Consider the following 23,230-nt stretch of genomic DNA (forward strand, 5'->3'; position numbering starts at 1 on the left):
TGTATTTTAAATGCCTTTTCCAAAAGTATTGCACTGCCCCGGATCGCCGCTGTCAAAGCCGCGTTTGAACCAGGTAAAGCGCTGTTCAGAAGTTCCGTGGGTAAAGCTGTCCGGTACAACGCGGCCTTGTCCTTGCTGCTGCAGGCGATCGTCACCGATAGCTTGCGCGGCGTTCAGCGCCTCTTCCAGATCGCCGGACTCCAGCACGCCCTGCTGCTGCATACTATGGCCCCAGACGCCGGCAAAGCAATCCGCCTGCAGTTCCATACGCACGGAAAGACGGTTCACTTCAGCCTGTGAGGCATTCTGTTGCATCTGACGAACTTTCGGTTCAATACCCAGCAGTTTCTGCACGTGGTGGCCCACTTCATGGGCGATAACATAGCCCTGAGCAAAATCACCATCGGCGCCCAGCTTGTTTTTCATATCGTCGTAGAAGGAGAGGTCGATGTACACGGTGCCATCCGCCGGGCAGTAAAACGGGCCCATCACGGACTGGCCTGCGCCGCATCCGGTACGCGTAGCGCCCCGATACATCACCAGCTTCGGCTGTTGATAGGTCCGGCCCATTTTTTCAAACTGCTGTCCCCAGGTATCCTCCGTGGTGGCCAGAATCACCGAGGTAAATTTTGCCGCTTCATCATCATTTGGGCTGATGGAGTGTGATGATTGCTGTTGGGAAACGGGTTGACCGGTCATTAATCCGGTGAGATCCACGCCATAATAACCTGCGACCAGCACCACTATCAGCAGGATGATGCCGCCTTTACCACTGGGCAAACGAAAACCAGGCCCGCCCATAGAAGGGCCGCCAGAGCTGTTTCGTCTGTCTTCTACATTGTCACTTTCACGACGCCCTTGCCAGCGCATAATCACCTCAACTTTTTATTCATTATGATGATGATCGTAGGCGGTTCGGAACAGGATTACCATAAGAAACAGTAATCAAAATCGGCGAGATTGATGAGCCGGTGAGCGATCGCCGGCTCAAAGGGGAATTAGTCTAACTTGACACCCAGGCGATGCGCGACGGCTTCATAGGCTTCGATCAGACCGCCCAGGCTCTGGCGGAAGCGATCTTTGTCCATTTTATCCAGCGTTTCTTTGTCCCACAGACGGCTACCGTCCGGTGAGAATTCATCACCCAGCACCACTTCACCTTTATACAAGCCAAACTCAAGTTTGAAATCGACCAGAATCAGGCCCGCATCATCGAACATCTTTTTCAGCACGTCGTTCGCTTTGTAGGTCAGCTCTTTCATACGCGCCAGATTCTCTTTGCTCACCCAACCAAAAGTTTCGCAATAGGAATCGTTAATCATTGGATCGTGCATAGCATCGTTTTTCAGGAACAGATCAAACAGCGGCGGATTCAGTTCAATACCTTCCTCAACGCCTAAACGCTTAACCAGTGAGCCCGCCGCGCGGTTACGCACCACACATTCAACCGGTACCATCTCCAGTTTTTTCACCAGACATTCGGTATCGGAAAGCAGTCGCTCCATCTGGGTAGGAATGCCCGCTTCTTGCAGTTTAGTCATAATGAAATGGTTGAACTTATTATTCACCATGCCTTTACGGTCAAACTGTTCAATGCGCGCGCCATCCCCTGCTGACGTATCATTGCGGAATTCGAGCACCAACAGGTCCGGGTTTTCCGTGCTGTATACGGTCTTCGCTTTACCACGATACAACTCAGCTTGCTTTTGCATCTTTATTACTCCTGGGTGTGAATTAACGATAAATATTGCGTTTTTCTGCCGACGCACACGTTTGCGTATCATATCAGAAAAAAAGGGCTGGAGTTATCCAGCCCTTCATTTTTACTTACTGAACGCTGCCTGGAAGACGGCGACCAGCGCGTCGTTCTGGCTTTGCGTCAGGGTATGCCCCTTCGGATCGATAAACTGCATACTACTGCGGTTATCTAAATCACCGACCTGCAGTTTATAGTCGCCAGACACTAAACCTGGATCGCTTGCGCCCAGTTCCTGCCAGCTGCTATCAGACAGTGGTTTGTAGGTCACGGCGATGCTACCCTGAGAACGGGTGCTGTCGGTCACTTTCATGCCCACTTTCTCAAGCGCTGCCGGCAGACGCTGCCACACCACGTTGAACGGTCCACGCACCACCAGCATTGGTAAACCAGTGTCGTCGGCGGCGCTCTGAACATCCATGGTTGCTGCAGAGCGGTTCTGCGCGGCATTCGCAGCATCTGTGGCGTTCTTATCCAGACCAGCAGAGATGACGTTCATCATCTCAGCGCTGTAACGCTGCATAGATGCCGCATCGGCTACAGGTTTACCCGCCTGCTCGAGGTTAGTCAGTTTCACCGTTACCGCTTGCTGATAGCCCTGCGGTTTAACCGAGATTTGATAACGTCCACGGTACTGCTCGTCTTCATCCAGACGGTTCCAGTCAACCCAGTCGGTGGTCAACGTCTGGCTGGCATCATCACGCTTAGCGATCGTGTAGTTTTTAGACTGAATGACGCTAACGACCTGTGGCCACAGCGTGTTGCCACGACCATTTTCCACCAGTAATGTCGACGTATCACCTGCGATCTGGGTACGAGCGCCAGTGACTAACGCTAACGGCTGGGCCGGTGGGCGAATATCCAGCGCTTTACCCACGGCACCGCTACCGTTGGTTACCGGGATATTATAATCACCTGACATAACCGGCAGAATCATCCCAGCTGGCGCATGAAGCTCAGCAAGCGGTGCGGCCTCCAGATAGGATTCATCACCGCTCACCTGGCGCTTATAGCGCGAGTCAGAACTACAGGCCGCGAGCAACATAACAAGCGAAACACCCGCAACCTTGGCCAGGCGCGACTTTTGTACTGAGTAAGCCATCAAATCTCCCTAAACTTTACAGCAAACCGGCATGCTTAAGCGCCGCCTTGACGATTTCACGAGCATTGTCCGTGATTGGCGTCATCGGCAGACGCAGCGTATCGGTCGCCACAAGTCCCAACTCCTTACATGCCCATTTCACTGGGATAGGATTGGGTTCGACAAAAAGTTTGTTGTGTAACGGCATCAGACGCTGGTTAATTACCCGCGCCTCGGCAAAATGCCCTGCAGCCGCCAGTTTGCACATTTCAGCCATGTCACGCGCCGCAACGTTAGACGTTACGGAAATCACGCCATGACCACCGAGCTGCATAAAATCCAGTCCGGTCGCGTCATCACCGCTGAGCAGAATGAAGTCATCTGAAACCAGCTCTTTGATCTGGTGAACGCGACTTAAGTTCCCCGTGGCCTCTTTAATAGCGATAATATTTTTTACTTTCGCCAGACGGCCAACGGTTTCTGGCAGCATATCGCAGCCAGTACGGGACGGCACATTATACAGAATTTGCGGCAGGTCAGTATGTTCAGCGATGGCTTTGAAATGCTGGAACAAACCTTCCTGGGTTGGGCGGTTGTAATACGGCGTCACCGTCAGGCAGCCGACAACACCGCTATCGTTGAAACGCTGCGTCAGACTAATGGCTTCTGCGGTCGCATTGGCGCCCGTTCCGGCAATTACCGGAATACGCCCGTCGGCCAGCTCCAGCGTCATCATCACCACATCGCCATGTTCATCATGACTCAGGGTGGCAGACTCACCGGTGGTGCCAACCGAAACGATCGCCGAGGTGCCGCTGGCGACATGATAATCAATCAGTTTTTTCAGGCTCGACCGGCAGACTTTACCTTTCTCATCCATCGGCGTAACAAGCGCGACAATACTTCCCGTGAACATGGGCCATCCTCTGTGCAAACAAGTGTCTCAATGGTACGTTTGGTACGACAATAAAAGCAAGCGACCAGAGCCGTTCTGATTGTTGTATGCATGTTTTTTTTATGCTTTCCTTATGATTACCTCACCGCTCAAAGGAAGAACAGGTTTGACATCGTCATCGCAACACTATCTGGTCATTACTGCGCTGGGTGCCGACCGCCCAGGAATTGTGAACACCATCACGCGTCATGTCAGCAGTTGCGGCTGTAATATCGAAGACAGCCGACTGGCGATGCTGGGTGACGAATTCACATTTATCATGCTGCTGTCAGGCACCTGGAATGCCATCACCCTGATTGAATCAACCTTGCCGTTGAAATGCGCTGAGCTGGATTTATTGATTGTCATGAAGCGCACGACTGCGCGTCCCCGCCCAGCAATGCCCGCCACGGTATGGGTGCAGGTCGATGTCCCCGATTCTCCACATTTGATTGAACGCTTTACCGCCCTGTTTGATAGCCACCAAATGAATATTGCGGAACTGGTTTCACGCACGCAACCGGCTGAGAATGGAAAGACGGCGCAGTTGTTTATTCAAATTACCGCACATAGTCCTGCGTCACATGACGCGGCAAATATTGAAGATGCGTTTAAAGCACTCTGTACAGAACTCAATGCGCAAGGCAGTATTAACGTCGTCAATTACTCACAGCATGATGAACAGGATGGAGTTAAGTAATGAACCCACTGAAAGCCGGTGATATCGCACCGAAATTTAGCTTGCCGGATCAAGACGGAGAACAAGTAAATTTAACCGACTTCCAGGGACAGCGTGTTCTGGTTTATTTTTACCCGAAAGCCATGACACCCGGCTGTACCGTACAGGCCTGCGGCCTGCGCGATAACATGGATGAGTTAAAAAAAGCAGGTGTTGAAGTGCTGGGAATCAGCACCGATAAACCGGAAAAACTTTCCCGATTCGCGGAGAAAGAAGTTCTTAACTTCACGCTCTTGTCCGACGAAGATCATCAGGTTTGCGAGCAGTTCGGCGTCTGGGGTGAGAAGTCATTTATGGGCAAAACCTACGATGGCATCCACCGCATCAGCTTCCTGATTGATGCTGAAGGGAAAATTGAGCATGTGTTTGATAACTTCAAAACCAGCAATCACCACGACGTGGTAATGAACTGGCTGAAAGAGAACGCCTGATTCACGTTTTTCTGAAAAAAGCCTGATGGCGCTTTGCTTATCAGGCCTACAATTTGCACACTTTATAGGCCGGATAAGGCGTTTACGCCGCCATCCGGCATCAACCTCGGTTATTCAAACGTCCCTTTGACGCAGGCTTTTTTCTCTCTGACTACCACTTTTCCCTTCGCCCACAGGTGATTCACCTCCAGCGCGTCGTTCAGCACCAGAATATCCGCATCGCATCCCACAGCCAGACGCCCTTTATGCTCCAGCCCTAAAAATTCTGCCACCGTACGCGTCAGCGGACACAGCGCCTGTTCCAGCGGTATAGCATGAACCTTCACCAACTGGCGCACCGTTTCCGCCAGTGATTCAAACCCCGCGACGCCAATCCCGGTGAGATTACCTGACTCATCAAATTCCGGTTGGCTGCCGTTGCCGTCCGAGCTCAGGGTAATGCGCGACAGCGGCACATTTTGGCGCAGCGCCGTGGCAATAGCCGTGGCCGGATCAACAGGCTCATCAATGCTGCTGGTAATATCGATAAAACCGCCTTTGCGGGCATACTCCAGTGCCGCCTGGAACAAGGGTTCCGCACGGTTAACGTGAGTCGGCAACAGTTTAGTTATCGGCACGTCGCAGTTTTCAAGGATCTGATATAACGGTTCCAGCATGTGCGGGCTGTCGCCCATATGGAAAACGCTGATCCCCGGTTTGCGTCCTAACAATCCACCGACGCGCGACTGCGCCGCCATGTTCGCCAGTGCCTGGGTATCTGGTGCTGAAGAACGATGGTCCGAAATCGCACACTTCACGCCAATCACTTTATCGATCAGCGCCACGTCGCGATCGATGCTGCCGGTGATAGTCGGGGAAGGCAGAGAATACGCTCCGGTCAGCATCCAGGCGCTGATACCTTCAAACTCCAGCGCGCGGGTTTTCGCCAGCAGCGACTCCGGATGACGGGTAATACCATCTGTACCCAGTAATCCCACCACCGAAGTGACGCCAGCTTCAACCAGCCGTGACAAACGCACTTCCGGCGTGCGGGTGTGCGGCCCCGCTTCACCGCCACCGCCAATCAAATGGACGTGCTGATCGATAAACCCCGGGCACACAATCGCGCCGTCCAGATTGACGCACTCGCAGCCGGGAAAGTCTTCAGGAGAAATCGACGGCGCGATGGCAACAATTTTGCTGCCGGATACCAGTATATCCTGTCGCCCTAAATCTTCCGGCGCGTACACATGTCCCTGCTGGAACAATGTCAAATTAAGAATTGAACAGTTCATAACCTTCCTTGTCAGGCAATAACCTGCATGACCCAAATAGAGAGCAGTGCATTAATGACGCACACCGCAATAATAAGCGGATAGTAACGAGGATGGACCCCCGCAGTCCCCAAACAACGTCCCACATTTTGCACCGGATTACCCATCAGGTAGATAGCGGGTAATAATACCGTGGCATCATGTCCCGAAAGCGTACCGGCAACAACCAGGCTGGCGCAAACACCGACGCCGCCTCCCATACTCATGACCGCCGCCAGCAGGACGGTGGCAGATTCTCCCGGCAGCCCCCATAACGCCATCACGGGCTCACATACCCGCCCGACAATCTCGAGCAGCCCCGTTACTTTCAGCGCCTGGATAATCACAAACGCCATCACCACGTTCGGTAACAGGCTGGTTGTTGCTATGGTAAACCCGCGCCGTGCGCCATCGATAAACATATCCATGACGTTTTTACGTACCTGCGTTGTCATCTCAGGCCTCCTGCTGCGTACAGCGATTTTCCAACTGCGCAATCCATAAGCGCAGCAGGTTAGCCCCCACAAATTTGAACACGAGGATCACCGCCAGCGGCGTAATCACCGGAACGGTAACCATCGTAAACAGCGCTGCCCCTGAGGAAAAATAGTTGGTAATACAGGCGCTGCCGCTGGTTTGCCAGCAGGCAAAAACGGCACGTTCCTGTTCAGTGATAATGCCCTCTTCAGCCATTTCTTTCGTCATCCCGGCTGCGGCATCGGTATTTTGCAAATTCGCGATCAGCGCCAGCGAACAAACACCTGGAATTCCGAGCAACGGGCGCAGGACTGGCGTCATTAACTGTTGTGCGGCGCGCAATCCACCTAACCCTTCGGTGACGGAGATAATCCCCAGAGAAAGAATGACGGAAGGCGCCAGCTCCAGTGCGAATAAAAAGCCATCTTTAGCGCCCATGCCACCCGTGCCGCGAAAAGAGATGGCCGTATCGCCTGCCGCATTAACCTTCCCAAACGCACCGTTAAGGACGGTGAAGTCAAATACCCGCCACCATTCGGTACTTTTCGCAAACATGCCGGAAAAAAGAATAATTGTAATAAAAAAAGCGAGATAACCGCCCCATCCCACCTTTTGCTGCGTGTGTGTGTTGTGACCCATGTTGTTCTCCTGTTGGTCTTATTCCTTGCGTGACGAAAAGACATCACGCGGGTCAAGTTAAAGACAAACGCGGAGAAAAACGACACCAGAGGAGATTATTCAGAAAGTGTGGATAGAGGTCAGACAAGTTCAGCTCCGGCGACATTGCATCGCCGGAGTTTGCAGATTAAGGTTCGTCAACGGCCTGACCATCAGGCCAGGCATGCATGACGGCTTTGATAAGCGTCGCCAGAGGAATCGCAAAGAATACGCCCCAGAATCCCCACAGCCCGCCAAAAATAACGACCGACAGAATAATCACCAGCGGGTGCAGGTTAACGGCCTCGGAGAACAGTACCGGGACCAGCAGATTACCGTCCAGCGCCTGGATTATCAGGTACACGGCAAAGCAGCTCCAGAACTCGGTGCCAAGCCCGAACTGGAACAACGCCACTCCGACGACCGGAATCGTCACCACAAAAGCGCCGATATACGGGATCAAAACCGAGAACCCCACCAGCACCGCCAATAGCAGAGAATAGTTGAGGCCAAACAGCAGGAAGCCGAGCCAGGTCGCCACGCCGACCACCACCATTTCCAGCACCTTTCCGCGGATATAGTTGGTGATTTGCTGATTCATCTCTTTCCATACCTGTCCCGCCAGTCCGCGATTACGCGGCAGTACCCGACGCACGGCGTTCAGCATCTGACCTTTATCTTTGATCAGGAAGAATACCATCAACGGGACAAGCACCAGATAGACCGCCAGCGTCAGCAATCCGACCAGAGAGGCTAACGAATATTTCACCACCGAATCGCCCATGGTGAGCATCCGCGAGCGCATATTCTCCGCCATCGCATCAATAATGCCCGCATCCATCAGCGCCGGATAACGTCGTGGCAAAGTGGCGGCAAAATCAGATAATTTATTGAGCATACCGGGCATATCGCGGATCAGGTAAATCCCCTGCTGCCACGCGACAGGCATCACCACAAACGCCATCAGCAGCAAAATACCGACAAACACCACCAGCACGATTGATGTCGCCCAGCGCCGTGAACAGCCGATATGTTCCAGCCGTACAGTCGGCCACTCAAGCAGGTACGCCAGCACAATGGCGACCAACAGCGGCGCCAAAAGACCGCTAAAGAAGAACAGGATGCCAAAACCGGCAACCAGAATAATTAGCAGGGCGATGGCCTCGGGGTCGCTAAAGCGGCGGCGATACCATTGCATCAACATTTCGAGCATAAAACCCTTCCATGAACCCAATAGCGGGATTGCGATCCCGAATTGTATCGAAATGTCACAAAAAAGACTTCGCTTTTTATGGCTGATTACGCAAAGTGAAAAGACATTTTTCCTGGGTGTTCATCGTCAGGTTTCACAGTTACACTCCCTAAGCTTGCGGAGTGTGAACGATACTTCACGGCATTGGTCAAATGGCTATCTCAAAAAAGAATACAGGACAGAGGTTATGTTCAGGCAGTTGAAAAAAAACCTGGTTGCTACCCTCATTGCCGCACTGACCATCGGTCAGGTTGCGCCCGCATTTGCTGACCCCGCGGACACCCTGCCTGATATGGGAACCTCGGCAGGGAGTACCCTTTCCATAGGACAGGAAATGCAGATGGGCGATTTTTACGTACGCCAGCTGCGAGGCAGCGCGCCGTTAATTAACGATCCGTTGCTGACCCAATATATTAATAGTCTGGGGATGCGTTTAGTTGCACACGCCGACTCGGTAAAAACGCCCTTCACCTTCTTTTTAATCAACAACGATGAAATTAACGCCTTTGCCTTCTTTGGCGGCAACGTTGTTTTGCACTCCGCACTGTTCCGCTATTCCGATAACGAAAGCCAACTGGCATCGGTTATGGCGCACGAAATTTCCCACGTCACGCAGCGTCACCTGGCGCGAGCGATGGAAGATCAGAAACGCAGCGCCCCGCTAACATGGGTCGGTGCGTTAGGATCCATTTTATTGGCGATGGCCAGCCCCCAGGCGGGTATGGCGGCGCTGACCGGTACGCTGGCGGGTACGCGCCAGGGAATGATCAGCTTTACGCAGCAAAACGAACAGGAAGCGGACCGCATCGGTATTCAGGTACTGCAACGTTCGGGATTCGATCCCCAGGCCATGCCGACGTTCCTGGAAAAACTGCTCGATCAGGCCCGTTACTCTTCGCGTCCACCGGAAATTTTGCTGACCCACCCCCTGCCAGAAAGCCGTCTGGCAGATGCGCGTAACCGCGCCAACCAGATGCGCCCGGTCGTCGTCCAGTCTTCAGAAGATTTTTATCTGGCCAAGGCGCGGACCTTAGGCATGTATAACTCTGGTCGCAACCAGTTGACCGATGACTTGCTGAGTAGCTGGTCGAAAGGCAACGTACGCGAGCAACGTGCGGCGCAGTATGGTCGGGCGTTGCAGGCAATGGAGGCCAGTAAATACGACGAGGCGCGTAAAGCGCTGCAACCATTGCTGACGGCCGAACCAAACAATGCCTGGTATCTTGACCTGGCAACGGATATCGATCTCGGCCAGAAGAAAACCGGCGACGCGATTAATCGCCTTAAAAATGCTCGAGACCTGCGAGTCAACCCGGTACTGCAGCTCAATCTGGCAAATGCGTATTTACAGGGCGGGCAAGCCAAAGAAGCAGCCAATATCCTGAATCGTTATACGTTTAACCACAAGGATGACCCTAACGGCTGGGATTTGTTAGCGCAAACGGAGGCTGCTCTCGGTAACCGCGATCAGGAACTGGCTGCCCGTGCGGAAGGGTATGCCCTTGCAGGGCGTCTTGACCAGGCGATTTCGATGCTCAGCAGCGCAAGTTCTCAGGTCAAACTGGGAAGCCAGCAGCAGGCCAGATACGATGCCCGTATCGACCAGTTGCGCCAGTTGCAAGAACGTTTTAAACCGTATACGAAGATGTAATTATCGAACTCTTGCCGGATGGCGATGCTGTAGCGTCGCCATCCGGCAGTATTGTTATGCAAGGAGAAGTCATGTCAGACGCGATTAAAATCTACCATAACCCACGTTGTTCCAAGAGCCGCGAAACGCTGGAATTGCTGAAGTCCAACGGCGTGGACCCGGAAGTAGTACTGTATCTGGAAACGCCAGCAGACGCCGCAACCTTGCGTGAACTGCTGCAGATGCTGGGCATGTCCAGCGCGCGCGAACTGATGCGCCAGAAAGAAGATCTCTACAAGTCGCTTAACCTGGCGGACAAGAATTTGAGTGAAGATGCGCTGATTCAGGCGATGGTTGAAAATCCGAAGCTGATGGAGCGCCCCATTGTGGTTGCCAAAGGCCAGGCGCGGATCGGACGTCCGCCGGAGCAGGTACTGGAAATCGTCGGTTAAGCTGAAATCGCCGCACTCTTTTCGGCTGCGGCGTTTACAGTTTCAAAATCTCTTTTACGAACGGAATGGTCAGCTTCCGCTGGGCGGTGATCGATGCGTGATCAAGCTGATCCAACGTCATAAACAGCGTACGCATTTCCCGATCCAGACGTTTAAGCAGGAAACGTCCCACATCTTCCGGCAGTTCAAACCCACGAAGCCTGGCGCGTAATTGTAGCGCCTGCAGCTTATCTTCATCGGAAAGCGGCTGCAGCTTGTAGATCTGTCCCCAGTCCAGGCGCGAGGCGAGATCCGGTAACCCCAGATTGAGCTGCCTTGGCGGGCGATCGCCGGTGATCAGCAGACGCGTTTTCCCCGACTCCAGAATACGGTTGTAGAGATCAAAGATCGCCATTTCCCACAGCGAATCACCGGCCACACATTCGATGTTATCGATGCATACCAGTGATAAATGCTCCATACCGTCGAGCACCTCGGGAACAAACCAGGTGCGCTTATCGAGCGGCACGTAGCCTACCGCATCGCCGCGCGCAGACAGTTCCGCACAGGCTGCATGCAGCAAATGACTACGGCCAGCGCCTTCACGCGACCAGAGATAAATATACCCGCTATGTTCCTGACGCAGCACGTTTTGCAGTGCAGCCAGTAAAGAGGAGTTATCCCCCGGCCAGAAACTTGCAAACGTTTCGTCGTCAGGAAGATAAAGTGGCAAAGAGAGCTGTGCCGGTGTGTTCAGAGATACCTCAACCCAGGATTTCATAAAATCGCGTTGAGTTTAACACAGAAATGCGTCGCGATAGAACCGGGCAGCGATGCCGCCCGGTCAGAGACTTACTGTTGCGGGCTGTCTGCATCTTTTGCGTCGAGCACCACTTCTTCCGGACGCAGCAGGCTGATGACTTTAAAAATCAAGCTCAGGCAGACACCGACGATGGTCGCCAGCGCCATGCCTTTCAGCTCTGCGGCGCCAATGTGAACTTTCGCGCCACTCACGCCAATGATCAAAATGACCGAGGTCAGGATCAGGTTCTGAGCTTTGTTGTAGTCAACTTTTGATTCGATCAGTACGCGAATACCGGAAGCACCAATCACGCCATACAGTAACAACGATACGCCGCCCATGACCGGCAACGGGATGATCTGGATCGCTGCCGCCAGCTTGCCTACACAGGAGAGCAGGATGGCAAAAATCGCGGCGCCGCCAATAACCCAGGTACTGTAAACGCGGGTAATCGCCATTACGCCGATGTTTTCGCCATACGTGGTGTTCGGCGTAGAGCCAAAGAAACCGGAGATGACCGTAGACAGGCCGTTGGCGAACATAGAACGATGCAAACCAGGATCGCGAATCAAATCTTTTTTCACGATATTTGCCGTCACTACCAGGTGTCCGACGTGTTCAGCGATAACCACCAGCGCAGCAGGCAAGATGGTCAGAATAGCAACCCATTCAAAACGCGGCGTGTAGAGAGTCGGCAGCGCAAACCAGTGCGCCTGGGCAATCGGCGTAGTGTCCACAACGCCCATCACGAAAGAGAGCGCATAACCGGCCAGCACCCCAATCAGAATCGGGATAATCGCCATAAAACCGCGGAACAGTACGGAGCCAAATACCGTCACCGCCAGCGTCACCATCGAGATGATGATGGTTTTCGAATCCGGTAATTGCCCTTCAGCAGGCAGTAATCCCGCCATGCCCGCAGCAACACCTGCCAGTTCCAGGCCGATGACGGCAACGATTGCGCCCATCGCCGCCGGAGGGAACATCACATCCAGCCAGCCGGTGCCTGCTTTCTTAACGATGAAAGAAACCAGGCAGAACAGGACGCCGCACATAATGAAACCGCCCAGCGCCACTTCATAACCTAACGGCAGCAGCAGCAGCACCGGAGAAATAAACGCAAAGCTGGAACCGAGATACGCGGGAATTTTACCCTTACAGATAAAGAGATACAGCAACGTACCAATGCCGTTAAACAGCAAAACGGTAGCCGGGTTGATGTGGAACAGAACTGGCACCAGTACCGTAGCGCCAAACATGGCGAACAGGTGCTGCAAACTAAGCGGGATTGTCTGTAAAAGCGGCGGTCTTTCACTTACCCCGATAGCACGGCGCGTCATAGTGTTTTCCTCTGAGTGTTGTTTATTATTAGCGATTAGGTTGTTGTATTCAAAAAAAAGCCGACTCTTAAAGTCGGCTTTTTTTCACTTATTCGTTTACTTGGTACCAAAAATCTTATCGCCGGCATCGCCAAGCCCCGGAATAATGTATCCGTGCTCGTTCAGTCCCTGATCGATGGAGGCCGTGTACAGCTCAACATCCGGGTGCGCTTTTTCCAGCGCCGCGATACCTTCCGGCGCAGCAACCAGCACCAGCACTTTAATGCTGGTGCAGCCAGCATTTTTCAGCAGGTCGATGGTGGCGATAACGGAACCGCCGGTCGCCAGCATCGGGTCTACGATCAGCGCCATACGCTCATCGATGTTAGAAACCAGCTTCTGGAAATACGGAACCGGCTCCAGCGTTTCTTCGTTACGGTACATACCGACAACGCTGATACGCGCGCTCGGAACGTTTTCCAGTACGCCTTCCATCATGCCCAGACCGGCACGCAGGATTGGCACAACGGTGATTTTTTTACCTTTGATTTGGTCTACTTCAACCGGACCGTTCCAGCCCTCAATGGTCACCTTTTCGGTTTCCAGATCAGCGGTTGCTTCATAAGTCAGCAGGCTGCCAACTTCCGAGGCGAGTTCACGAAAGCGTTTAGTGCTGATATCGTTTTCACGCATCAGTCCCAGCTTGTGTTTGACGAGTGGGTGTTTGACTTCCACGATCTTCATACTCTTCTCCTTTCCTCAGACGAGTGGCAACCACAAAAAAATCGCCGGATTATACCGCTTTTCGTCTCTGGCGCAACACTGCATCCGCTTGATATGGATCAACCAAAGTCGTTTGCGTCTGGATGATGAGTATAAAACAAGCCCCGTACTCATGGCGGAGCTTGTTATCAATGCTATGAATTTTAAAGATATTCAGCATTAGTCTGGATGACGTGTTGATACCATGAAAAAGATTTCTTAGGCGAGCGTGCTAATGTCCCACTACCGTCATTATTTTTATCGACGTAGATAAACCCGTAGCGTTTTTTCATCTCCCCCGTCCCGGCCGAGACTAAATCAATACACCCCCACGGGGTATATCCCATCAGTTCCACGCCATCTTCCACCACCGCTTTTTTCATCTCACGTATGTGGGCGGCAAGGTAGTCGATACGGTACTGGTCGTTGACTGTACCATCGCTCTCGCGCACGTCGATGGCGCCAAATCCATTTTCGACAATAAATAGCGGCAGTTGATAATGATCCCAGAACCAGTTCAGCGAATAGCGCAGACCGACCGGATCAATCTGCCAGCCCCAGTCCGATTTTTGCACGTACGGGTTAGGTACCAGGCTTTTCGACTCATCGTAATCCAACTGGGGGTTATCCGCCGTAGCCTGCGTCGCGAAAGACATATAGTAGCTAAAACCGATGTAATCAACGCAGCCCAGGGCCAGCGCCTGACGGTCTTCCTTGGTGATATCGAGTTCAAAGCCACGGCGAGCAAAGTAGTTGAGAAGATGCTGCGGGTATCTACCACGCACATGTACGTCGGTAAACCAGTAACGACGGTGCATGGCGTTCATCGCCATCATCATATCGTCTGGCGCGCAGGTCAGCGGGTAGATTGGACACATGGCAATCATGCACCCTACCTGCAACGCGGGGTTAATTTCACGCGCGGTCTTCACCGCCAGCGCGCTTGCCACCAGTTCATAGTGCGCCGCCTGGTACATGACCGGCTCGCGATCTTCACCAGGCTGGTACTTCAGACCAGAATTAGTAAAAGGGGCGAAGTCTTCGTGATAATTCGCCTGGTTGTTAATCTCATTAAACGTCATCCAGTACTTCACTTTGTGCTGATAACGCGTGAAAACCACCCCGGCAAAACGGACAAAGAAATCGATAAGTTTACGATTGCGCCAGCCGCCGTATTCCGTCACCAGATGGTAAGGCATCTCAAAATGCGACAGCGTAATTACCGGCTCAATGCCATATTTCAGACATTCGTCGAACAGATCATCATAAAACTGCAGGCCGGCTTCATTGGGTTGCGCTTCATCGCCTAATGGGAAAATACGCGTCCACGCAATGGAAGTACGAAAACATTTAAAGCCCATTTCAGCAAACAGCTTTATGTCCTCTTTATAGCGGTGATAAAAATCAATCGCCTCATGGTTAGGGTAATTTTTACCGGCGATCACACCGTCAGTAATTTCACGCGCCACACCATGCGCCCCCGCCGTCATCACATCAGCAACGCTAATTCCCTTTCCACCTTCCCGCCAGCCACCTTCCAGTTGGTGAGCGGCTACAGCGCCCCCCCACATGAAATCTGCTTTAAATCCAGACATACCTTCCCCCTATCATGATTACCCTGTTCAACACACTCTCGGTGAGGTCCGTAACAGAAAACAGAAACCGGTTTCAGTACGATACTGCGCATTTGGCTGGCTGGTTTCAAGCACAAGAATGTACCCGGTTTCATTTTCGTGGCGCGATTCAAACAAATAGATAAATGACTGTAAAATGCTGAAAAAATCAGCAGATAAAACTTGATGCAGAGCAGGCTCGCAAACGTTTGCTTTCCCTGTTAGAATTGCGCCGAATTTAACTTTTACTGCAAGTAAACATGTGGGGAAGCAGGCAGTGACCGATAAAACCTCTCTTAGCTACAAAGATGCCGGTGTTGATATTGATGCAGGTAATGCTCTGGTTGATCGAATCAAAGGCGTAGTAAAGAAAACGCGTCGCCCGGAAGTGATGGGTGGTCTGGGTGGCTTCGGTGCGCTGTGCGCATTGCCGCAAAAATATCGTGAACCGGTACTGGTTTCCGGCACCGATGGCGTAGGCACAAAACTGCGTCTGGCGATGGACCTGAAACGCCACGACACCATTGGCATCGACCTGGTCGCGATGTGCGTCAATGACCTCGTGGTTCAGGGTGCTGAGCCGCTGTTTTTCCTCGACTACTATGCGACTGGCAAACTGGATGTGGATACCGCAGCCAGCGTCATTAATGGTATTGCCGAAGGCTGTCTGCAGTCAGGCTGTGCGCTGGTGGGCGGTGAAACGGCTGAAATGCCGGGCATGTACCACGGCGAAGATTACGACGTGGCTGGCTTCTGCGTTGGCGTCGTCGAAAAATCCGAGATTATCGACGGTTCAAAAGTGGCTGACGGCGACGTGCTGATTGCGCTCGGCTCCAGCGGCCCGCACTCCAACGGCTACTCCCTGGTACGTAAAATCGTTGAAGTCAGCGGTTGTGACCCTGAAACCACCGAGCTTGAAGGCAAGTCGCTGGCCGATCACTTACTGGCCCCGACCCGTATTTACGTAAAATCCATTCTGGAGCTGATCGAGAAAGTTGATGTGCATGCCATCGCCCACCTGACCGGCGGCGGCTTCTGGGAAAATATTCCGCGCGTCCTGCCAGACAACACACAGGCAGTGATCGACGAATCCTCATGGCAGTGGCCAGCCGTCTTCACCTGGCTGCAAACGGCGGGTAACGTCAGCCAGCACGAGATGTACCGCACCTTCAACTGCGGCGTAGGCATGGTCATCGCCCTGCCAGCTTCGGAAGTTGACAACGCCCTCGCTTTGCTCAATGAGAAAGGTGAAAACGCATGGAAAATCGGTATCATCAAAGCCTCTGATTCCGAACAGCGTGTGGTCATTGAATGAAAAACATTGTGGTGCTCATTTCCGGTAACGGAAGCAATTTGCAGGCGATCATCGACGCCTGCGAACAGAAAAAAATCAATGGCACCATACGGGCAGTATTCAGTAACAAGGCCGATGCGTTCGGCCTTGAACGTGCACGAGAAGCGAATATTCCGGCACATTCGCTGGAGGCCGCTCAGTTTGCCAGTCGCGACGCATTTGACCGCCAACTGATACAAGAGATTGACGCCTACGGCCCCGATGTCGTGGTGCTGGCCGGTTATATGCGCATCCTCAGCCCGGCGTTTGTCGCTCACTATTCGGAACGGTTGCTGAATATCCACCCGTCTTTATTGCCGAAGTATCCCGGTTTGCACACGCACCGTCAGGTACTGGATAACGGCGATGAAGAGCATGGAACCTCCGTCCATTTTGTTACTGATGAACTGGACGGTGGACCGGTTATTCTCCAGGCCAAGGTTCCGGTATTTGAAGGCGACAGCGAAGATGATGTCACTGCCCGGGTTCAGGCCCAGGAACATGCGATTTACCCGCTGGTGGTAAGCTGGTTTATCGATGGTCGCCTGAAGATGCGCGATAACGCAGCATGGTTGGACGGCGTTCGCCTGCCGCCGCAAGGCTACGCCGCCGACGAATAATCACATCTTCCGGTAGGCCTGATGGCGCTTCGCTTATCCGGCCTACTATTCTTCCCCCCTTTCTCTTTGCTATCAGACAGTTTATTGTCATATTTTTCTGGCACAGTTGGACATCTGAGAGCAATGCTCGCCATAATAAATCGGTAGTGTCCCGTGAATGAAACGGAGTAAAAGTGGTAATGGGTCAGGAAAAGCTATATATCGAGAAAGAACTCAGCTGGTTAGCGTTTAACGAACGTGTACTCCAGGAAGCTGCTGATAAATCAAACCCGTTGATCGAACGGATGCGTTTTTTAGGCATCTATTCCAATAACCTCGACGAGTTTTACAAGGTTCGTTTTGCCGAACTGAAGCGCCGAATCATCATTAGCGAAGAACAGGGTTCAAACTCTCACTCCCGCCATCTGCTCGGCAAAATCCAGGCCCGCGTATTAAAAGCCGATCAGGAATTTGACGGCCTGTATAACGAATTACTGCTGGAGATGGCGCGTAACCAGATTTTCTTAATCAACGAACGCCAATTGTCGGTGAATCAGCAGAGCTGGTTACGCCATTACTTCAAGCAATATCTTCGCCAGCACATTACGCCGATTCTGATTAACCGTGAGACGGATTTAGTCCAGTTTCTGAAAGATGACTATACCTATCTGGCGGTGGAGATTATCCGCGGTGATACGATCCGCTACGCGCTGCTGGAAATCCCTTCGGACAAGGTTCCCCGTTTTGTGAATTTGCCGCCGGAGACCCCGCGTCGCCGCAAACCGATGATCCTGTTGGACAACATTTTACGTTATTGCCTTGACGATATTTTCAAAGGGTTCTTTGATTACGATGCGCTGAACGCCTATTCGATGAAAATGACCCGCGACGCGGAATACGATTTAGTGCACGAGATGGAATCCAGCCTGATGGAGCTGATGTCATCCAGCCTGAAACAGCGTCTGACCGCCGAGCCTGTGCGCTTTGTTTATCAGCGAGATATGCCTAATGCGCTGGTCGAGGTGCTGCGTGAAAAACTGACCATTTCTCGCTACGACTCCATCGTTCCCGGCGGGCGTTACCATAACTTCAAAGACTTTATTAACTTCCCCAATGTTGGCAAAGCTAACCTGGTGAATAAACCACTGCCCCGTCTGCGTCACATCTGGTTCGATAACGAGAAATTCCGTAACGGATTTGATGCAATCCGCGAGCGTGATGTACTGCTTTATTATCCGTATCACACCTTTGAACATGTCCTGGAACTGCTGCGTCAGGCCTCCTTCGACCCAAGCGTACTGGCGATAAAAATCAACATCTACCGTGTGGCAAAAGACTCGCGCATCATCGACGCGATGATCCATGCCGCGCATAACGGTAAGAAAGTCACTGTCGTCGTGGAACTGCAGGCACGCTTCGATGAAGAAGCCAACATTCACTGGGCCAAACGTCTTACCGAAGCGGGCGTTCACGTCATCTTCTCCGCCCCAGGCCTGAAAATTCACGCCAAGCTGTTTCTTATCTCACGTAAAGAAGGCGATGACGTCGTGCGCTATGCGCATATCGGGACCGGTAACTTCAACGAAAAAACGGCGCGCCTCTATACCGATTACTCATTGCTTACCGCCGATTCACGCATTACTAACGAAGTTCGCCGGGTGTTCAACTTCATTGAAAACCCATATCGTCCGGTAACATTTGATTATCTGTTGGTTTCTCCGCAGAACTCACGTCGCCTGCTGTACGCCATGATCGACAAAGAGATCGCTAACGCACAGCAAGGGTTACCTTCAGGAATTACGTTAAAACTGAATAACCTGGTCGACAAAGGTCTGGTGGATCGTCTCTATGCAGCCTCAGGCTCGGGCGTGCCGGTCAATTTATTGATTCGCGGTATGTGTTCTCTGATCCCGAACCTTGAAGGCATCAGCGATAATATTCGCGTTATCAGCATTGTTGACCGCTACCTCGAACATGACCGGGTTTATATCTTTGAGAACGGCGGCGATAAGCAGGTGTATCTCTCCTCGGCTGACTGGATGACAAGAAATATCGACTATCGTATCGAAGTCGCTACCCCGCTACTTGATCCACGCCTCAAGCAACGCGTGCTGGATATCATTGATATTCTGTTTAGCGATACGGTGAAGGCCCGCTTCATCGATAAAGAACTGAGTAATCGCTACGTGCCACGTGGAAACCGCCGTAAGGTTCAGTCACAATTGGCGATTTACGACTACATCAAATCACTCGAGCAACCTGACTAACGATATGCCAATACACGACAAGTCACCACGACCGCAGGAATTTGCTGCGGTCGACCTGGGTTCAAACAGTTTTCATATGGTCATTGCCCGCGTGGTTGATGGTGCAATGCAAATCATCGGACGACTGAAACAACGCGTACATCTGGCGGATGGGCTCGGCGCAGACAACAAGCTGAGCGAAGAAGCAATGGAGCGCGGATTAAGCTGTTTGTCGCTTTTCGCCGAACGACTGCAAGGTTTTCCCCCGTCGAGCGTATGTATCGTGGGAACCCATACTCTACGTCAGGCGCTGAACGCGACCGATTTTCTCAAGCGCGCAGAAAAAGTTATCCCCTACCCGATTGAGATTATTTCTGGCAATGAAGAAGCACGTCTGATTTTTATGGGCGTTGAACACACCCAGCCGGAAAAAGGCCGCAAGCTGGTTATCGATATCGGCGGCGGTTCAACGGAACTGGTGATCGGCGAAGATTTCGAACCCAAACTGGTCGAAAGCCGCCGTATGGGCTGCGTTAGTTTTGCTCAGATGTATTTCCCGGGCGGCGCTATCAGTCGGGAAAACTTCCAGCGCGCCCGCATGGCGGCAGCGCAAAAACTTGAAACGCTAACCTGGCAGTTTCGTATTCAGGGCTGGAACGTTGCGCTGGGCGCGTCGGGTACCATTAAAGCGGCACACGAAGTGCTGCTGGAGATGGGGGAGAAAGATGGTTTTATCACCCCCGAACGTCTGGAAAAACTGACCGCTGAAGTGCTGAAGCACGCGTCATTCGATGCGCTCAGTTTGCCGGGACTGTCAGAAGAACGAAAAGCGGTGTTTGTACCTGGGCTTGCTATTTTGTGCGGCGTTTTTGATGCGCTGGCGATTCGCGAGCTTCGGCTGTCCGATGGCGCGCTACGTGAAGGCGTGTTGTATGAGATGGAAGGCCGTTTTCGCCATCAGGATGTACGTAGCCGCACCGCCAGCAGCCTGGCGAATCAGTACAACATTGACAGTGAGCAAGCCCGGCGTGTGCTGGAAACCACCATGCAGATGTATGACCAGTGGCATATTCAGCAGCCAAAACTGGCCAATCCCCAGTTGGAAGCGTTACTGCGCTGGGCTGCGATGCTGCATGAGGTTGGGCTGAATATTAACCATAGCGGCCTGCATCGCCATTCTGCTTACATTCTACAAAATAGCGATTTACCGGGATTCAATCAGGAACAGCAACTGATGATGGCAACATTAGTTCGTTACCATCGTAAAGCGGTGAAACTTGATGATTTACCCCGCTTTACGCTGTTTAAGAAAAAACAGTTTCTGCCGTTAATCCAGCTATTGCGTCTGGGGGTATTACTGAATAATCAGCGTCAGGCGACAACCACGCCGCCGACCCTGACCCTGCTAACCGAAGACAACCACTGGACCTTACGCTTCCCACATGACTGGTTCAGCCAAAATGCGCTGGTACTGCTCGATCTGGAAAAAGAGCAGCAATACTGGGAAGCGGTAACCGGCTGGCGTCTCAAAATTGAAGAAGAAAGCTCACCCGATATCGCAGCATAAGCTCTTAACAGGTGCCGGCTCGTCTGGCACCTGCTCTTCCAGCGTTTCGCGCAGCGGCAACGGTTTGCCAATCAAATACCCCTGCAGGTAATCAATTCCCAGCGAAATCACCGCGCTGCGTATTTCTTCGCTTTCGACATACTCCGCAACCACCAGCATTCTTTTCATCCGCGCCAGATGACAAATGGAGGCCACGATTTGGTAATCGAGGCTGTTCGAAACGATATTACGAATAAAACTGCCGTCAATTTTCAGGATATCGGCATTCACATTTTTCAGTCGTGCATAGCTGGCATATCCGGTGCCAAAATCATCAATCGCAATCTGACAGCCCAAAGATTGCAGCTGTAGTAACGTCGCCTGTGCCTGTTCCGCATTGGTTAAGGCATTGCTTTCCGTCACCTCAAAGATGAGTTGCCAGGCTTCAACTTTGTATTTCGTCAGTAACTGATTGATGTCATGCGGAAGCCGGGCACGGCATACCGATGTAGGTGATAAGTTAATAGCAAACCGACGGGCAGGCATTTGTTCCCGATTCCGCGCCATAAATTTCAGCGTGTTTTCAATCACCCACATGTCGATGCTGGATGACAAACCAAACTCGTGCGCTACCGGCAAGAAATTATCCGGAGCGATAGTTTCACCATCATCCCCATGAAGTCGCAGCAGAATTTCATGATAGACATCGCCACGCACGCCAGCGATCGGCTGCGCCATCAGGAAAAAGCGATTGTGCTCCAGCGCCTGCTGCAGACGGTTCATCATCGCAACCTTATCTTTCAGGTCACGTTGCAAGTGCATCACGCCGCGTCGCTGCATATTTTCTGGAGAATTGGTCGCCAGAGATATTTCGGCAATGGTGCTTAACTCACCGAGCAATAAATAAATGTGGTTAACCGGAGCGCGAACATAGCAAAAGCTGATGCCAACCTGCGGCTGTAAAGGCATGCCATCCCAGATAAAGCGGAATTGCTTAATATGCCTGTCCAGGGCTTCAATGCGCTCCTGATGAGCCTCTGTGTTAAAACGCAAAACGAGATCATTACCCGATAATTGATAGACATGCTCATCCGGTTCTAAAAGAGGTGTTATCCACTGAGCGAGCTTTTGCTTGTACTGGATACGCAGCATAATGCCGTAATTTTTCACCAGCAGTTCCATGCCGGGCACGCGCAAAAAGCAGAGCACTGACCAGGGCGCTTTTTTCAAATCCCGATTCAACGCACGCAAGTTTGGAATATGTACCATTGGATCATAGAATGCCAGACGATGGTTCCGTCGGGTAACAAACCGCTGGCGCGTTGCCAGTACGGCAATGAAATTCACTATAAAGGAGAAAACCAGATAGCTCGATGAGGTAATGGCAAGCTGGGTATCATAGCCCGAATACCAGGGCATATAGCGCTGATAATAATGAATTGCAGTAATAAGTACGACTGACCATATCAACGAAATAAATCTATAACCGTAACGCATTGCGCCCCATAGCATAACGGGCAGTAACAGTGATAAGGTATAATTCGTGCTAAATATTGAGCTTTGTTCATTTAGCGGCATACACAACATTGACATAAATGCGGCCAATATAATCGACCAGACTGCAAGCTCTGTTTTGGTAACTTTGCTGTCAACCTACTGCTTTAACTGAGAAAAATAGCCTCTCAGGTGCAATGGATTGCGAATCGTTCGAATAATAAGATAGCACAGTGGTACCCCAACCAGATTCCCCGCCAGCATAGCCTGATAATTGATTAACGTGCCGGTGTTAAAGGGCATTACGCCCACCATGCCTGATTTGCTCTCATAGACGCCCACAAAGGCGGCAAACTGGAAGAGAATCAGAAACAGCGTTGCCGGGCAGAACACCTGCCAGAACATTCGCTGAAACATCAGGTGAGAATCGCCGTGGGAAACATTGTTGCGTCGGGGAACGAATACCTTATACCCGCCCCAACTAAGCACTAGCGTAACTATAAAGTGAGAAATTATTGAGAGTGTTTCAAATAGTCCAACCTGCGGATATTTATACCAGATTATGGAAATGATAATTCCTGGCAATGCCGCCCAGCCAAAAAAGAGCATCAGACTAATCATCAGCGCCAATGGCAGATAGAAAAGTATTACGGTCCCCGTACTAATATGGGCATAGGTGTTGGCAGTGCTCAATATAGGCAACAGCAAAGAAGGCAAGATGAGAGGTAACGCCCACCATCTATCTCTAATACCAATATATTTTTTATTGAGTTTCATAGATGCTCAGTAGAATCCCACACATCCTGTAGGGGGTATTCAGACAGGCATCCCACCTG

The 23,230-nt window shown here is 51.9% G+C and carries 20 protein-coding genes and 2 pseudogenes; 9 read left to right on the forward strand and 13 right to left on the reverse strand.

Features of this window, described 5'->3' with window-relative positions; genetic code table 11:
- Positions 1-6: 6 nt before the first annotated feature.
- The 4 genes from ypfJ to dapA form a co-directional block, all read right to left on the reverse strand.
- Positions 7-870 (reverse strand): KPN_02809 family neutral zinc metallopeptidase, encoded by an 864-nt coding sequence (gene ypfJ, locus OOJ59_RS15330; RefSeq protein ID WP_085049253.1) that lies wholly within the window; start codon positions 868-870, stop codon positions 7-9.
- 128 nt (positions 871-998) lie between these two features.
- Positions 999-1,712 carry a phosphoribosylaminoimidazolesuccinocarboxamide synthase gene (gene purC, locus OOJ59_RS15335; RefSeq protein WP_003835086.1) on the reverse strand — a complete coding sequence of 238 codons (714 nt, stop codon included), beginning with the start codon at positions 1,710-1,712 and terminating at the stop codon, positions 999-1,001.
- Between the two features lie 111 nt (positions 1,713-1,823).
- Positions 1,824-2,858, reverse strand: coding sequence for an outer membrane protein assembly factor BamC (gene bamC, locus OOJ59_RS15340; RefSeq protein WP_038642564.1), 1,035 nt, complete (start codon positions 2,856-2,858; stop codon positions 1,824-1,826).
- Between the two features lie 16 nt (positions 2,859-2,874).
- Complete coding sequence (gene dapA, locus OOJ59_RS15345; protein ID WP_006683510.1) at positions 2,875-3,753, reverse strand: 4-hydroxy-tetrahydrodipicolinate synthase; 879 nt, start codon at positions 3,751-3,753, stop codon at positions 2,875-2,877.
- 145 nt (positions 3,754-3,898) lie between these two features.
- Here dapA and OOJ59_RS15350 point away from each other — a divergent pair, with 145 nt between their 5' ends.
- The 3 genes and pseudogenes from OOJ59_RS15350 to OOJ59_RS28255 all read left to right on the forward strand — a co-directional run.
- Positions 3,899-4,471, forward strand: coding sequence for a glycine cleavage system transcriptional repressor (locus tag OOJ59_RS15350; RefSeq protein WP_268063427.1), 573 nt, complete (start codon positions 3,899-3,901; stop codon positions 4,469-4,471).
- On the forward strand, positions 4,471-4,941 hold the full coding sequence (gene bcp, locus OOJ59_RS15355; protein ID WP_038642568.1) for a thioredoxin-dependent thiol peroxidase: 471 nt from the start codon (positions 4,471-4,473) through the stop codon (positions 4,939-4,941). The genes OOJ59_RS15350 and bcp overlap by 1 nt, the downstream gene beginning before the upstream one ends.
- Positions 4,942-4,962: 21 nt before the next feature.
- Positions 4,963-5,121 (forward strand): annotated as a pseudogene (locus OOJ59_RS28255) (hypothetical protein); the annotation flags it as partial.
- Here OOJ59_RS28255 and iadA read toward each other — a convergent pair.
- The 4 genes from iadA to OOJ59_RS15375 form a co-directional block, all read right to left on the reverse strand.
- Positions 5,052-6,215, reverse strand: a complete 1,164-nt coding sequence (iadA, locus tag OOJ59_RS15360; RefSeq protein ID WP_160956105.1) for a beta-aspartyl-peptidase — start codon at positions 6,213-6,215, stop codon at positions 5,052-5,054. The pseudogene OOJ59_RS28255 and the gene iadA sit on opposite strands and share 70 nt — an antisense overlap.
- Before the next feature lie 11 nt (positions 6,216-6,226).
- Positions 6,227-6,688, reverse strand: coding sequence for a YjiG family protein (locus OOJ59_RS15365; RefSeq protein ID WP_003037948.1), 462 nt, complete (start codon positions 6,686-6,688; stop codon positions 6,227-6,229).
- Position 6,689: 1 nt separating this feature from the next.
- Positions 6,690-7,349, reverse strand: a complete 660-nt coding sequence (locus tag OOJ59_RS15370) for a nucleoside recognition domain-containing protein (RefSeq protein WP_087856424.1) — start codon at positions 7,347-7,349, stop codon at positions 6,690-6,692.
- A 166-nt stretch (positions 7,350-7,515) separates the two neighbouring features.
- The gene (locus OOJ59_RS15375) at positions 7,516-8,580 is read right to left on the reverse strand and encodes an AI-2E family transporter (RefSeq protein WP_006683504.1); all 1,065 of its coding nucleotides are present in this window, start codon (positions 8,578-8,580) and stop codon (positions 7,516-7,518) included.
- A gap of 226 nt (positions 8,581-8,806) precedes the next feature.
- Here OOJ59_RS15375 and bepA point away from each other — a divergent pair, with 226 nt between their 5' ends.
- Both bepA and arsC read left to right on the forward strand, forming a co-directional pair.
- Entirely contained in the window at positions 8,807-10,270 is a 1,464-nt protein-coding gene (gene bepA, locus OOJ59_RS15380) for a beta-barrel assembly-enhancing protease (RefSeq protein ID WP_038642574.1), read from the forward strand.
- Between the two features lie 71 nt (positions 10,271-10,341).
- Positions 10,342-10,701 carry an arsenate reductase (glutaredoxin) gene (arsC, locus tag OOJ59_RS15385; protein ID WP_003037937.1) on the forward strand — a complete coding sequence of 120 codons (360 nt, stop codon included), beginning with the start codon at positions 10,342-10,344 and terminating at the stop codon, positions 10,699-10,701.
- 34 nt (positions 10,702-10,735) lie between these two features.
- Here arsC and OOJ59_RS15390 read toward each other — a convergent pair whose 3' ends face one another.
- The 4 genes from OOJ59_RS15390 to OOJ59_RS15405 form a co-directional block, all read right to left on the reverse strand.
- Positions 10,736-11,437, reverse strand: coding sequence for a DnaA inactivator Hda (locus OOJ59_RS15390; RefSeq protein WP_211924219.1), 702 nt, complete (start codon positions 11,435-11,437; stop codon positions 10,736-10,738).
- Between the two features lie 95 nt (positions 11,438-11,532).
- On the reverse strand, positions 11,533-12,822 hold the full coding sequence (uraA, locus tag OOJ59_RS15395; protein WP_038642578.1) for a uracil permease: 1,290 nt from the start codon (positions 12,820-12,822) through the stop codon (positions 11,533-11,535).
- A gap of 96 nt (positions 12,823-12,918) precedes the next feature.
- Complete coding sequence (gene upp / locus OOJ59_RS15400; RefSeq protein WP_038642580.1) at positions 12,919-13,545, reverse strand: uracil phosphoribosyltransferase; 627 nt, start codon at positions 13,543-13,545, stop codon at positions 12,919-12,921.
- 182 nt (positions 13,546-13,727) lie between these two features.
- Positions 13,728-15,158 (reverse strand): 6-phospho-beta-glucosidase, encoded by a 1,431-nt coding sequence (locus tag OOJ59_RS15405; RefSeq protein WP_160956106.1) that lies wholly within the window; start codon positions 15,156-15,158, stop codon positions 13,728-13,730.
- 295 nt (positions 15,159-15,453) lie between these two features.
- On the opposite strand from OOJ59_RS15405, the gene purM reads away from it, so the two are divergent.
- The 4 genes from purM to ppx all read left to right on the forward strand — a co-directional run bounded on the left by purM (position 15,454) and on the right by ppx (position 20,921).
- Positions 15,454-16,491, forward strand: coding sequence for a phosphoribosylformylglycinamidine cyclo-ligase (purM, locus tag OOJ59_RS15410; RefSeq protein WP_069324467.1), 1,038 nt, complete (start codon positions 15,454-15,456; stop codon positions 16,489-16,491).
- A complete protein-coding gene (gene purN, locus OOJ59_RS15415; protein ID WP_085049257.1) occupies positions 16,488-17,129 on the forward strand; it encodes a phosphoribosylglycinamide formyltransferase in 642 nt (213 codons plus the stop codon). The genes purM and purN overlap by 4 nt, the downstream gene beginning before the upstream one ends.
- Positions 17,130-17,308: 179 nt before the next feature.
- Positions 17,309-19,375 (forward strand): polyphosphate kinase 1, encoded by a 2,067-nt coding sequence (ppk1, locus tag OOJ59_RS15420; RefSeq protein WP_069324466.1) that lies wholly within the window; start codon positions 17,309-17,311, stop codon positions 19,373-19,375.
- A gap of 4 nt (positions 19,376-19,379) precedes the next feature.
- Positions 19,380-20,921 (forward strand): exopolyphosphatase, encoded by a 1,542-nt coding sequence (gene ppx, locus OOJ59_RS15425; protein ID WP_038642590.1) that lies wholly within the window; start codon positions 19,380-19,382, stop codon positions 20,919-20,921.
- Here the strand turns inward: ppx and OOJ59_RS15430 are convergent.
- A pseudogene (locus OOJ59_RS15430) lies at positions 20,901-23,171 on the reverse strand (bifunctional diguanylate cyclase/phosphodiesterase). The gene ppx and the pseudogene OOJ59_RS15430 sit on opposite strands and share 21 nt — an antisense overlap.
- Positions 23,172-23,230: the final 59 nt, after the last annotated feature.

The sequence above is a fragment of the Citrobacter sp. W9 genome (assembly GCF_026719375.1).
Lineage (GTDB): Bacteria > Pseudomonadota > Gammaproteobacteria > Enterobacterales > Enterobacteriaceae > Citrobacter > Citrobacter werkmanii.

Excerpts from the sequence above, each read along its gene's own strand:
- ypfJ (WP_085049253.1), bottom strand. The coding sequence starts at position 870 with ATGCGCTGGCAAGGGCGTCGTGAAAGTGACAATGTAGAAGACAGACGA.
- purC (WP_003835086.1), bottom strand. The coding sequence starts at position 1,712 with ATGCAAAAGCAAGCTGAGTTGTATCGTGGTAAAGCGAAGACCGTATAC.
- bamC (WP_038642564.1), bottom strand. The coding sequence starts at position 2,858 with ATGGCTTACTCAGTACAAAAGTCGCGCCTGGCCAAGGTTGCGGGTGTT.
- dapA (WP_006683510.1), bottom strand. The coding sequence starts at position 3,753 with ATGTTCACGGGAAGTATTGTCGCGCTTGTTACGCCGATGGATGAGAAA.
- bcp (WP_038642568.1), top strand. The coding sequence starts at position 4,471 with ATGAACCCACTGAAAGCCGGTGATATCGCACCGAAATTTAGCTTGCCG.
- iadA (WP_160956105.1), bottom strand. The coding sequence starts at position 6,215 with ATGAACTGTTCAATTCTTAATTTGACATTGTTCCAGCAGGGACATGTG.
- OOJ59_RS15365 (WP_003037948.1), bottom strand. The coding sequence starts at position 6,688 with ATGACAACGCAGGTACGTAAAAACGTCATGGATATGTTTATCGATGGC.
- OOJ59_RS15370 (WP_087856424.1), bottom strand. The coding sequence starts at position 7,349 with ATGGGTCACAACACACACACGCAGCAAAAGGTGGGATGGGGCGGTTAT.
- OOJ59_RS15375 (WP_006683504.1), bottom strand. The coding sequence starts at position 8,580 with ATGCTCGAAATGTTGATGCAATGGTATCGCCGCCGCTTTAGCGACCCC.
- bepA (WP_038642574.1), top strand. The coding sequence starts at position 8,807 with ATGTTCAGGCAGTTGAAAAAAAACCTGGTTGCTACCCTCATTGCCGCA.
- arsC (WP_003037937.1), top strand. The coding sequence starts at position 10,342 with ATGTCAGACGCGATTAAAATCTACCATAACCCACGTTGTTCCAAGAGC.
- uraA (WP_038642578.1), bottom strand. The coding sequence starts at position 12,822 with ATGACGCGCCGTGCTATCGGGGTAAGTGAAAGACCGCCGCTTTTACAG.
- upp (WP_038642580.1), bottom strand. The coding sequence starts at position 13,545 with ATGAAGATCGTGGAAGTCAAACACCCACTCGTCAAACACAAGCTGGGA.
- OOJ59_RS15405 (WP_160956106.1), bottom strand. The coding sequence starts at position 15,158 with ATGTCTGGATTTAAAGCAGATTTCATGTGGGGGGGCGCTGTAGCCGCT.
- purN (WP_085049257.1), top strand. The coding sequence starts at position 16,488 with ATGAAAAACATTGTGGTGCTCATTTCCGGTAACGGAAGCAATTTGCAG.
- ppk1 (WP_069324466.1), top strand. The coding sequence starts at position 17,309 with ATGGGTCAGGAAAAGCTATATATCGAGAAAGAACTCAGCTGGTTAGCG.
- ppx (WP_038642590.1), top strand. The coding sequence starts at position 19,380 with ATGCCAATACACGACAAGTCACCACGACCGCAGGAATTTGCTGCGGTC.